This is a genomic window from Clostridium pasteurianum BC1, from assembly GCF_000389635.1.
Classification (GTDB): domain Bacteria; phylum Bacillota; class Clostridia; order Clostridiales; family Clostridiaceae; genus Clostridium_I; species Clostridium_I pasteurianum_A.
Window position 1 is genome coordinate 304,259 of sequence record NC_021182.1, and the last position, 13,100, is coordinate 317,358.

At 30.6% G+C, this 13,100-nt stretch carries 8 protein-coding genes and 2 pseudogenes; all 10 read left to right on the forward strand.

Translation table 11 applies throughout. The annotated features are described in order from the left end of the window. Positions 1 to 326 precede the first annotated feature (326 nt). The 10 genes and pseudogenes from CLOPA_RS01425 (at position 327) to CLOPA_RS01465 (ending at position 13,060) form a co-directional block, all read left to right on the forward strand. Positions 327 to 1,640 (forward strand): efflux RND transporter periplasmic adaptor subunit, encoded by a 1,314-nt coding sequence (locus CLOPA_RS01425; RefSeq protein WP_015613683.1) that lies wholly within the window; start codon positions 327 to 329, stop codon positions 1,638 to 1,640. Between the two features lie 91 nt (positions 1,641 to 1,731). Further along, a complete protein-coding gene (locus tag CLOPA_RS01430; protein ID WP_015613684.1) occupies positions 1,732 to 2,448 on the forward strand; it encodes an ABC transporter ATP-binding protein in 717 nt (238 codons plus the stop codon). Next, positions 2,445 to 3,641 (forward strand): ABC transporter permease, encoded by a 1,197-nt coding sequence (locus tag CLOPA_RS01435; protein ID WP_015613685.1) that lies wholly within the window; start codon positions 2,445 to 2,447, stop codon positions 3,639 to 3,641. Before CLOPA_RS01430 ends, CLOPA_RS01435 begins: the two co-directional genes overlap by 4 nt. A 28-nt stretch (positions 3,642 to 3,669) precedes the next feature. Next, positions 3,670 to 4,638, forward strand: a pseudogene (locus tag CLOPA_RS01440) (glycosyltransferase family 2 protein). Positions 4,639 to 4,875: 237 nt separating this feature from the next. Then, positions 4,876 to 5,559 (forward strand): hypothetical protein, encoded by a 684-nt coding sequence (locus CLOPA_RS01445; RefSeq protein WP_015613686.1) that lies wholly within the window; start codon positions 4,876 to 4,878, stop codon positions 5,557 to 5,559. 294 nt (positions 5,560 to 5,853) lie between these two features. Beyond that, on the forward strand, positions 5,854 to 6,765 hold the full coding sequence (nadA, locus tag CLOPA_RS01450; protein WP_015613687.1) for a quinolinate synthase NadA: 912 nt from the start codon (positions 5,854 to 5,856) through the stop codon (positions 6,763 to 6,765). A 1-nt stretch (position 6,766) separates the two neighbouring features. Further along, positions 6,767 to 8,068: pseudogene (locus tag CLOPA_RS25740) on the forward strand (L-aspartate oxidase); the annotation flags it as partial. After that, positions 8,051 to 8,887 (forward strand): carboxylating nicotinate-nucleotide diphosphorylase, encoded by an 837-nt coding sequence (gene nadC, locus CLOPA_RS25745; protein WP_207637894.1) that lies wholly within the window; start codon positions 8,051 to 8,053, stop codon positions 8,885 to 8,887. The pseudogene CLOPA_RS25740 and the gene nadC, both read left to right, overlap by 18 nt. A gap of 867 nt (positions 8,888 to 9,754) precedes the next feature. Beyond that, positions 9,755 to 11,134 (forward strand): radical SAM protein, encoded by a 1,380-nt coding sequence (locus CLOPA_RS01460; protein ID WP_015613689.1) that lies wholly within the window; start codon positions 9,755 to 9,757, stop codon positions 11,132 to 11,134. 648 nt (positions 11,135 to 11,782) lie between these two features. After that, on the forward strand, positions 11,783 to 13,060 hold the full coding sequence (locus tag CLOPA_RS01465) for an ABC transporter substrate-binding protein (protein ID WP_015613690.1): 1,278 nt from the start codon (positions 11,783 to 11,785) through the stop codon (positions 13,058 to 13,060). Positions 13,061 to 13,100 lie beyond the last annotated feature (40 nt).

A 13,100-nucleotide genomic window follows, 5' to 3' on the forward strand; every position in this document is an offset into this window, starting at 1 on the left:
GATAATAAATATGATTATTTTACAAAAAGTATATTTAATAAAAGATATATACTATATATAGCTAAGATTTCACATTGAAACTACTATAGAGGGTATAGTGGAAATTAGTTTACAGCTTCCTGCGGTAATCATAAATATAATTTTATAAAGATACTATCAGTGCTAAAAGGATGATAGTATTTTTTTATTTCCAACAATCACACAAATTTCACACAATTATTTGATATTGGTGCAGCAATTCATAACTATAATTAATTCCAGATAAAGAAATAGATTAAAAAAGTAAATATAAAAATTGATAATATGAAATTGTTGGAGGGATAAGAATGAAAAGTAAGTTAATTAAAGCTATTATTGCATGTGTTGTAGTTGCTATGCTTGGCACAGGTGGATATTTTGGATATAAAAATTATTTCGGAAAGAAAACTACAACTACTTCTACAAGATACTATAGTGCTTCGGTTACCAAGATGAATTTAAGTAAAACAGTTCAGGGAACAGGTTCTGTTTACTCAGGTTCCACAAAAGATGTTACACCAAATAATAACGGAACCTTATCGGGGTTAACTGTAAAAACAGGGGATACCGTTAAAGCAGGTCAGACTTTATTTACGGCTAGCAGCAGTGACCTTACTAAAGCTGTGACTACAGCACAAAATAATTTGACAAAGGCTCAGCTTTCATTGTCAACAGATGAAAGTGCAGATAAAGTGGATGCAAATAAAGTAGCTCAGGATAAAATATCTGTAAGTGATGCTGAAGATCAATTAACTACGGCACAAACTGCCTTAAATAGTATAACAGTTACTGCACCTATAGGTGGACTTGTAACTGCAGTAAATAATGTAAATGGAGATACGGTACAAGCTGGAAAAAGTGTACTTACAATACAGAATATGAGTTCATTAAATATTAATGTATCTGTAGATGAGCTTGATATAAATAAGATAGCTCTAAATCAAAAAGCTACTATAAAATTTGATGCTATTTCCGATAAAACCTATAATGGCACAGTGGCATCAATAGCTCAAACGGGTACAACTTCAAACAGTGTAACTACCTATAATGTAGTGGTCACTATAAGTAATCCTGATTCAAATATAAAGCTTGGTATGAATGGTACTGCAACTATTGCTGTACAGAGTAAAGAAAATGCTTTAGTAATTCCGGCAGAGGCATTAGTTGAAACTAATGGTCAGAAGTATGTAAGAGTAGCAGATACCAGTGATTTATCAAGCAGTAGTAATAATAGTGGAAGTTCAAATTCAGCTGCCACAAATGGAAGTGAAAAGAGCACTAGTGCACAGAGTGGGAATAATCAGGGACAGAGCTCCAGCACTGGAAGTCAAGGTAGTAATAGCGGAAATGGAAATAGTTCATCTTTTTCAAATAGCGGTGGTAAATTAGTGGCTATAAAAACGGGATTAGAAACTGAAAATTATATAGAAGTAACAGAGGGAGTTAAAGAAGGAGATAAAATTTTAGTTCAGCTGCCACAATCAACTACTACTAATAGCAATAGAAATAACGGCTTTGGTGGTATGGGACAGGGAATGAATGGCGGTATGGGAGGCGGACCTCAAGGAAGCGGGGGAAGCTCTCAAGGCAGAAGCAGTAGTGGCAGCAGCGGAAAAAATTAATGTATTTATTTTATAATAATCGATATTAAAAATTAGAAATAAATAGTTAAAATGGTTATAAATAAAAGATTTCCAAAGGGAGGGAAAATAAATGACAGAGGTTTCAAATGGTAAGGATATAATTAAAATGATTAACATAGAGAAGATATATAAAATGGGAAACAGTACCTTTAAAGCCTTAAGTGATGTTAATTTAACTATTGCAGAAGGAGAATATGTCGCCATTGTCGGACCGTCAGGTGCTGGAAAATCTACTCTGATGAATATTATAGGATGCCTTGATAAACCCAGCAGAGGAGAATATGTTTTAGATGGTATAAATACTAATTGTAATGATAATAAATTAGCTGAAATAAGAAATAAAAAGATAGGATTTATATTTCAGAACTATAACTTATTACCTAAATTAAATATATTGGAGAATGTGGAACTGCCATTATTATACTTAGGATACCCAAATAATAAGTCAAAGGAAAAGGTAAGAGGTGTAATTGAAAAGGTTGGATTGTCCAATCATTTAAAACATAAACCTTCGGAGTTGTCTGGAGGGCAAATGCAAAGAGTTGCCATAGCTAGGGCATTAGTAACGGATCCTCAGATGATTCTTGCAGATGAGCCTACAGGTGCACTTGATAGTAAAACGGGAAAAGAAGTTCTAAAAATGCTAACGGATTTAAATGATGAAGGTAATACTATTGTAATGATTACTCATGATATGGAGATAGCTTCTCATGCCAAGAGAATCATCACAGTACGGGATGGGAAAATAACTTCAGATAATTTGAATAAGAGGGAGGTAGGAGCATGAAATTTACAAAACTTGTTAAAATAGCCTTATCCTCTGTATGGAATAATAAAATGCGTTCTTTTCTTACAATGCTTGGTATAATTATTGGTATATCTTCAGTAATTATACTTGTAGGTATAGGTCAGGGAACTCAAAAGGAGGTTAGTGACCAGATTGATAGTTTAGGTACTAACCTCATAACAGCAAATATTATGAGTTCAAAGTCTATAACCATCAGTGATGAAGATTTATCTAGTTTGAAAGCTAAGCCGGGAGTTAAAGAAATTGCTCCGCAAATATCTGAATCAAATATAAATGTAAAATCAGGTACCAAATCAAGTACTACAACTTTAGAGGCATCAACGCCTGAATATGCACAAATTAGAAATCTTACAGTAAGTTCTGGAAGGTTTATAACTGAAAGAGATATAACAAACAGATTTAATGTAGCTGTAATAGGAACTGAAACAGCTGAAAATGTTTTTGGAGATACAAATGTAGTAGGAAATAGTATATATGTGAATGGTATAGAATTTACTGTAGTAGGAGTTCTTAAATCAGAAGGTACTTCAAGCTCAGGTTCTAGTGATGATAGAATAATAGTTCCATTAACCTCAGGACAAAGACTTTTAAAGACTGCCAGTGCTAAGACTTATTATATAGAAGCAGATAGTAAGGATACAGTAGATACAGCAATGTCTTATATACAATTATTCTTAGATAAAAAATTTGGTCTTGCTGGAAATTCTACCAGTACAACCACCAATAGTTATTACAGAGTTATGAGTCAAACAAGTCTTTTGGATACTGCTACGTCCACTACTAAGAGCATGACTACCATGCTTGCAGGAGTTGCGGCTATATCACTTGTGGTAGGTGGTATAGGTATTATGAATATAATGCTTGTTTCTGTAGTAGAGAGAACACGAGAAATAGGTACAAGAAAGGCTATTGGAGCTAAAAGAAGCACCATATTGCTGCAATTTTTAATTGAAGCAGCAAGTGTAAGTGCAGTAGGTGGAGGGATAGGCGTTTTATTTGGGTATTTAGGAGCATTTATTGGAGAAAAATTCTTTTCTACAACAATTGTTATTTCCAACAATGTTGTACTTGGTTCCTTTATATTCTCTGTAGTAGTAGGTCTGGTATTTGGAATATATCCAGCCAATAAAGCATCTAAATTAAATCCAATAGATGCCTTAAGATTTGAGTAAAATCAAAATTTAAAGTGAGGTGATAAAAATGGAAGATAAAATAATTTATTCCGTTGTGGTTCCCTTATATAATGAAGAGCTTGTAATTAATGAAAGTTATAAAAAGTTAACTTGGGTTATGAATTGTACAAAAGAAAATTATGAAATTGTATTTGTAAATGATGGAAGCAAAGATTCTACTAGAATTAAAGTAGAAGATATATGCAGAGAAGATAATAGGATAAAACTTGTAAATTTTTCAAGAAATTTTGGACATCAAGCAGCAATAACAGCAGGAATGAATATAGCTTTAGGATCTGCTATTGTAGTAATTGATGCTGATCTTCAAGATCCTCCAGAAGTAATTTTAAAAATGATTGAAAAGTGGAAAGAAGGTTATGATGTAGTATATGGTAAAAGAGTTAAGAGGGAAGGGAAAACATTTTTTTAAAAATTTACTTCAATGGCTTTCTACAGAGTACTAAAAAGCATGACTACTATTGATATTCCTGTAGATACTGGCGATTTTAGACTTATAGATAGGAAAATATGCAATGCTTTGGCCTTATTACCAGAAAAAAATAGATATGTAAGAGGACTTGTTAGTTGGGTAGGATACAAACAGACCTTTGTAGAGTTTGTAAGACAGGAGAGGTTTGCAGGAGAGAGTAAATATCCTTTAAAGAAAATGACGAAATTAGCATTGGATGGTATAACTTCATTTTCTTATAAACCACTTGTAATTTCAGGATATTTAGGTGCTATAAGTTTTTTCATAGGTATAATTTTGTCTCTTTGGAGTTTTATAAAAGATTTAATTGAAAAAATTAATATTTTAAATTTAGGTTTTATATTAGCAATAAATTTAATGATGTTTGGATTGACCCTTGGTAGTATAGGAATATTGGGACAATATATGGGGAGAATTATGGATGAGACTAAAGATAGACCTATATATATAATTGATAGTATAATAAATTATAAGGAAGATAAAAATAAACATGAATTAGGCATGTAAAAATAGATAGTAAGTCAAATATACTATCATATTGACGAGTTAGTTATTTGAAGATGCCTTAAATACATTGAGATATTGGGATAACAATATGTGAGTTTTTGTATTTATCCCTGTACCGTGTTGAGGATTACAGGTAAATATTGATAAAATTGTCAATAAAAACTTTATAATATTTTTAATTAATAATTAATCATATTGGTTATAATAACCTCGTAATAAATTTTAGGAGGTAACGATATGATAAAATGTGTAAAAAAAATTGCAGCTATGGCTCTTTGCTTGGCAATAGGAATAAGTGCAACAGCTTATGCTTCTCCTCAAACAAACAATAATACTACTAAAAATGAAAATGTAAATAATAAGGCCGACAATGGAGCTAATGAAGGTAATGAAGGAAATGAAAGTCACCAACACCATCATAAGGGAAAAGTATTGGAAAAGTTGGGGATAACAAAAGATGAATTGGAAGAAGCAAAGAAATCAGGAAAAAGTTTCTTTGATGTTGCCAAGAAAAAAGGTCATAGTGAGGCAGAAGTAAAAAAAATTATGATAGAAGATAGAAATAATTATATAAATCAGGCGGTTAAGGATAAAAAATTGACCAAGGAAAAAGCCGATCAAATAAAAAATATAGTAAATGAGAAAATAAAAAATTGGGATGGAAGTCTTAAGGATAAAGACAATTCAAGTAATAAGGAAAATGAAGCTGAAGACAATAAAACTCAAAACAATGACTCTAAAAAAGGCTCTGATAATGGAACAAACCAAAACAATAATAATTTAAATAATAATCAAAATAATAGTAACTCAAATAACAGTAACCAGAATGGCAGCAACCCAAATAGTAGCAATAAAAATAATAGCAATCCAAATAGCAGCCAAAATAATGCAACAAATAATAAATCCAAAGATACTAGATAAGATATACAAATTTATTATGTTTTAGCATATTGATCAATATCTAATCTACATTCGCCAAGTAAGCTTTATAAATATTGATATTTCATATTTAATTCCATCACAGGAGAGTTAAAAATATTAAATATTTATAGGGTTACTTGGCGAATTAAATTTTAGACATCTTTAAGTAAATATTAAAAATTATATTTGAAAATAAAATTTTCATTACATATTATTGATAATGCAAATTGATAGTGATATATTTAGTTATAAGTGTATATACAGATGTAAATATAGAACGGAGGACTGTAAATAATGTCTGAATATTTAAATGAAGAAATAAGGAAGCTTAAGGAAAGTAAAAATGCTATAATTTTAGCACATTACTATCAAGTGCCAGAAGTTCAGGATGCTGCTGATTTTGTAGGAGATTCCTTTGAATTAAGCAGACGTGCTAAGGAAAATGATGCCGATTTAATAGTATTTTGTGGCGTAAGATTTATGGCTGAAAGTGCTAAAATTTTATCCCCAAATAAAAAGGTATTACTTCCAGTTAAGGAAGCAGGTTGTCCAATGGCGGATATGGCAGCAGCTCAACAGATTATCGATATGAAAAAGGAACATCCTAATGCAAAGGTGGTAACCTATGTGAATTCTTCTGTAGAAGCTAAAGCTGTTTCAGATGTCTGTTGTACTTCATCTAACGCCATAAGGATTGTAAAAAATATAGATGCGGATGAAATAATATTTGCTCCAGATAAGAATTTAGGCTCATATATTCAGGAACATGTTCCTGAAAAAAATATTATTTTGTGGAATGGTCATTGTTGTGTTCATGACAGAATCAGTGCAGAGGATGTTTTTAGAGCAAAAGAGCAGTGCAGTACAGCTATGGTATTAGTGCATCCTGAGTGTAGAAAAGAAGTTAGGGATTTAGCGAATTATATCGGAAGTACCAGTGGAATAATTAATTATGCTAGAGAAAGTGACCATGATAAATTTTTAATTGTTACTGAAGAAGGTGTTTTGCATAAGCTTAAAAAAGAAAATCCCAAAAAAGAATTTTTTTCAATAAGAGGTATGACCTGTAAAAATATGAAAAAGACATCTTTGGATAATGTATATTGGAGTCTTGATGAAAACTATTACGAAATAAATATAGATGAAGAAATAAGGGAAAAAGCTGCTGCTGCTTTAGAAAATATGCTTATCTTAGGAAGTGATTAAAATGGATATATATACAGATATTTTAATAGTTGGATGTGGTGTATCTGGAATGTATTCAGCTTTAAACATAGATAAAAACTATAGTATAACTATAATTTCAAAATCTAAAACTGAAGAATGTAATACTTATCTTGCTCAAGGCGGAATTTCTTGTGCAAGAGGTATAGATGATATTGATCTTTTCGTTAATGATACAATGAAAGCGGGAAAAAATAAGAATAATATAGAAGCAGTAAAGGTTTTATCAAAGGAATCCATAGAAAATATTCATAGATTAATGGAATTTGGAATGGACTTTGACTATAAGGATGGGGAATTGGATTATACTAGAGAAGGTGCCCATAGTATCAATAGAATAGTTCATTCTACAGATGAAACTGGAAAAAGAGTATTTGAAACTCTTTTAGATCAGGTTAAAAAAAGAGATAACATAACTATATATGAGGATACGATTTTAGTAGATATATTGAAGTTTAAAGGAGAATGCTGCGGTGGTATAGTAAAGAGAGATGACAAGGTTGATTTCATACACGCAAAATATGTTATTTTAGCATCTGGTGGTATTGGTGGCTTATTTTCCAATTCAACTAATAGGAGAACTATTACTGGTGATGGCATAGCCATAGCTTTAAAAAATAATATAGAAGTGGGAAATCTGGAATATGTACAATTTCATCCTACTGCATTGTATGAAGAAGATAATTTAGAAGAAAGAAAATTTCTTATTTCAGAATCTTTAAGAGGAGAAGGGGCCAAACTATTTAACATTAATAGGCAGCGTTTCATAAATGAGCTTTTGCCAAGAGATGTAGTAGCAGCTAGTATTTGGGATGAGGAAAAAAAGACTAATTCAAAGTTTGTGTATTTAGATGCCAGTTTTATGAAAAGTGAATTTATAATAAATAGATTTCCGGGTATCTACAAAGAATGTAAAAAAAGAGGCATAGATGTTACTTGTGAACCTATACCTGTTACTCCGGTACAGCATTATTTTATGGGCGGGATAAAGGTTGATTTAAATTCTAAGACTTCAATGAATAATTTATATGCCTGTGGAGAAGTCAGTTGTACTGGGGTTCATGGAGCCAATAGACTTGCTAGCAATTCTCTTTTGGAAGGACTGGTATTTTCTAGAAGGGCGGCCTTAGATATAAATAAATTTATATCTGGTAAGAATGTAATTGATGTAAATAGAGATATTAGCATAGAAGAAGTAAATAAATTAATAGATTCAAATTTAGATTGTGTTCTCAATGAATTTAAAAAAGTGTTAGGAGAAAAAAACATGAACTCATTAACAATTGATAGTATAATAACTAATGCACTTAAAGAAGATGGTGCTTATGATGATATTACTACAAACTCTATTGTAAATGTAAGGAACAGCTGTAAGGTACAGCTAATAGCAAAAGAGGATGGTGTCCTTTGCGGCATAGACACATTTACACGAGTATTTGAAATTTTAGGAGATACAACAGTAAAGTTTTTTGCTATAGATGGTGAAAAAATAAAGAATGGACAAGTGATTGGTGAAATTAGAGGGCTAACTTCCAGTGTACTCAGTGGGGAAAGAGTGGCTTTAAATATTTTGCAGAGAATGAGTGGGGTGGCAACTTTAACTAGCAAGTTTGTAGAAAAATTACAGGGTACAAAAGCTAAATTGTTGGATACAAGAAAGACCACTCCTAATTTCAGGATATTAGAAAGATATGCGGTTAAGATTGGCGGAGGAGAAAATCATAGGTATAATCTAAGTGATGGTGTACTTATTAAAGATAATCATATAGATGCTGCTGGTGGAATAAAGAACGCTATTGATATGGTTCGAAAAAATGTTTCCTTTGTTAAGAAAATAGAGGTGGAAACTGAGAGCTTAGAACAAGTAAAAGAAGCTCTTTCAGCTAAAGCAGATATAATAATGCTGGATAATATGAAACTTGATACTATAATGGAAGCATTAAGTATAATTGATGGAAGAGCTCTCACTGAGGTATCTGGCAATGTAGAGCTTGAAACAATAAGGCCATTAGCTGAAACTGGAGTTGATTATATATCTACAGGTTATATAACTCATTCATATAAAGTGCTGGATTTAAGTATGAAGAATCTAATATTAATTTAAAAGTACAATGTCCCTATGTTTAAATGAGAACCTGATATTCACCTTGTTTATTACACTGATTTTGATGTAAAGCATATTCAAATAAATAACTTGTCAGTATGCTAGTCTATTTTGAATCCTACTACGTCAACAGAACCCTCAGATAGCTCACTATCCTCGGAACCCGTTTCCTTGTATGATTAAAAATATCCGTCGCATCTTTGACTTACTATTTATTTTCATATGCCTAAAGCATACACATTTGATGAAAATACATGGAGCCATCTTTTATTTGTTCCTGTATATATAATAAAAAGAGTAAGGTATATCCAAAACTGCACTATGGATATACCTTTTTGTTATAACAAATATATAAAACATCTAAACTCAGATGAAAAAACAAGTACCCAATTAGAAAATTTTATGTAAAAAAATTAATATTTATTTTTTACTTATATGTATTATTTTACAATAAAAGTAGTATAATAGTGGTATGAATTTAAACTAGCTAGTGTAATTTTAGATAATTAATAAAAAAATTTTTAAGATTCTTTAAAACTACTAAAAAATTTTAAAAAACTGTCTATATCCAATAAAATAGAGCCTTGAATCGATTTTAATATTTTGACATTTCATGCATATCATTATAAGTATACTATTAATATGAAGAAAGCTAGAGAAAATTGAAGCATTTAAATGGTAATACCAGGTTATGTGAAATTTATTTCATATTTATAAGATTATGAAGTTGTATAGGATTTGTAAAAATGTCGAATAGGAATATAATAGTTTTATAGAAGAGATGGTACTATCTAATCTAACAACTTTTTAATAGCCTGTAGGATACATGAGTTCTATTTACTATTAAGTTTGTGAGGAGGATTTTTCATGAGTGTTATTAATTCAGTAGAGAAGGGTCTAAAAAATACGTTAGTTAATACTATCGTTGATATTTTAGATAAGAATCCTGAGAAAAATGTTGAGAGGATTTTTGCTCTAATAAAGAAAACAATTAAAGACCCAGATGAGAAGGCTCAAATAGACTTTGTATGTGATTACTATAATGAAAACCAACATATACATGATTTTGTACAAAATATATTGAAAACTACAAATAAGAATTGCATAAAGAAATTCTTTGTTAATTTCTTTGCAAACGCTGCATGGTTTGGAGCTCCTATAAGAGATAGTCTTAAAGAAGAAGGCGGTAGTGTGCCATTTATAATTCTTTTAAGCCCTTCAATGAGATGTAATCTAAGATGTACAGGTTGTTATGCTGGTAATTATAGCAAAGAAGATGATATACCTAGAGAAGAAGTAGAAAGAATCATAAGTGAAGCAAGAGATCTTGGAATTTATTATATGGTAATACTCGGTGGAGAGCCATTTATAAATAAATATATGTTAGATGTATATGAGAAGTTTAACGATGTTATGTTTACACCATTTACTAATGGTACAATGTTTACTCCTGAGGTGGCTGATAGATTACAAAAGCTTGGTAACGTAATTCCCATGTTCTCACTTGAAGGGTTTGAAAAGGAAACTGATGCAAGAAGAGGCAAAGGCGTATTTAAGTCAGTTATGAAGGGCATGGAGCTTTTAAAGGAAAGAGGAGTTCTATTTGGAGTTTCTTCAGCAACTGCCACAAATAATTTAGACGTAGTTACTTCAGATGAATTTATAGATATGTTAATAGAAAAAGGATCAAAAATGAGTTGGTATTTCATGTATATGCCAATTGGTGAAAAACCAGATATCAGTGCTATGCTTACGCCAGAACAGAGATTAAGACTTGGAGAGAGAACAAGAGCAATAAGAACAGAGAAACCTTATTTTACTATAGATTTCTTTAATGATTCACCTTATGTTGGAGGTTGTATTGCTGGTAAATATTACTGCCATATCAATTCAAATGAGGATGTAGAACCATGTATTTTCTCACATTTTGCAGCTTATAATGTGAAGGGTAAGCCTTTAAAAGAAGCTTTTAAGACAGAATATTTTAAAGAGATAAGAAGCAGACAACCATATAATAAAAATTTATTATTACCATGTATGATGATAGATAATACTAATCAGATAAGAGAGATTGTTAAGAAAACAGGAGCATATCCAACTCACCCTAGTGCTGCTAAAATGATAGAAGATCCGTTGTTTATGAAACAATTAGATAATCTTTCAGCAAAGTTTAAACCAGAAGCAGAGAAAGCTTGGAAAGAAGTTTTCAATGAAGAAGGAAATTATAAAATGTCTAAAGTGGATTAATTAATAGTTTATAATAAATTAGATAAAAATATTCCCTAATATGAATGATTATTTATGTTAGGGAATATTTTGTTTAAAGTTTAACACCATTGTTAATAAAATAACAATTTGACAAAAATTTTATCCGATGACTACCCACTCTAATACTCCCATTTGTTTCAAAGTGGGAGCAAAGAGTGGCTACGCCCTGGATAACGACTTACCCTAAAGGACAACGAGTTCTAAGTATCATAAATACCGATACTAAGAACTCTGTTAATAAGCATCAGTGGTCATAAACAAAAACTCCACCTGCTGCCAAGAATTCTGTTTATATCTATGGACATTTTAACTATATAAACTTAAAATTAATATATGTAGTATCTTTAAATCGTTAGTTTTATCCGATGACTAGTCGCTGTAATACCCCACCGCACTCTGTGAAAGTGATCAAATACAAAATAAATTTTGTTTTGCCTGCTTGCACTCTGTGAAAGTGATTCACACAAAATCAAAGATTTTGGTTCTCTACTTTTCTAAAGGTGGAGATAACAGCGACACGTCCCTGGATAATTCATCTAAACTCAGTGGAAATACAAACTCCCACTGAGTAAGATTCATTGATCAATATATTTTAACTAAAATTTTCTTAAACTGGGAGAAACATTTATGAAAAAAATAATTATTATATTAGTTGTAGTTTTTATGAGTATGAGCTTAGTTTCTTGTGATACTAAATCTAAAAATAGTAGTGTAGAGGAAATCAAAGGAAAAGTAAATATATGGACAACAGATGCAAATGAGGCTTTAATAAATGATGCTATGGTATTATTTAAGAAAAAATATCCCCATGTATACGTAAATATATCTACTTTAGCTGAGGATAAATTGGAGGATAATCTATCTAACAGCTTAAAAGAGAAAGTTAATCTTCCTGATATTGTTGTAGTAAGAGATAAAAATGTACCTGTAATAATAAATAAATTTGAAGGTAGTTTTTTAGATGCTTCATCAATTTCTCAATTTAATAAAGATATATTTATTAAAAATCAAATAAATAACAATACATATAAAAATAAAGTTTACGCTGTACCACTCTATGTAGAACCAACCTTTATGCTTTACAGAGAAGATATACTTGGAGGCTTAAATATAAAATCGGAGGATATTAAAACTTGGCAGCAATATATAGATATTGGAGTTAATCCAGTAAAGTCCAATGGTAAACTTATGCTTTCTTCAGATTATTTTAATAATGGAGCTATTTACGATTTAGCATTAAGACAACTTGGAGTCAGTTATTTTAATAAAGATAAAAAAATAGACTTACTTAATGAGAAGGCTGTAAAGGCTGCAGATCTTTTAAATAATATATATAATAGTAAAATTTCACAAGATGATAAGGAAAGTACTGATAAAATACAATCGTTTGTAAGAGGGGATACCGTATCATTATTATGTAATTTAAGCACTATGTATAATATACAAAATAAATATCCGGATTTAAGTGGAAAGTTAAAGGCGCAAAAAATTCCAGCTTTTGAGCAAGGTGGAAATAGAGATAATATAAATTTTGGAGATAATTTAATGCTCCTAAAAACAAGCGAGAATAATTCTGCAGCTTTAGAGTTTACTAAATTTTTAAGCTCTAATGAGGAGTTATCAGCCTATGAATATACTAGATATGGATTTATGTCTTCTAATATTAATTCCTATAGTGATGATAGTTTTTATAAAAAGAATATCTTCTATAATAATGAAAATATAGGAAGAATGGCTATAGATGAGATTTTAGGACTTAGAAATATGCAATATAGTTATAATTTTAATATCATAAGAAATAAAGTATTACAAACTATAATTGATACCTCTATTAACGGTAAGCCTTTAAATGATAGTTTATATAATTTACAAACTAGCTTAGAACAAACAGATGAGCTAAAGTAATGTATTGATTTTTTTACTACAGATCAGTTAAAAGTGACTA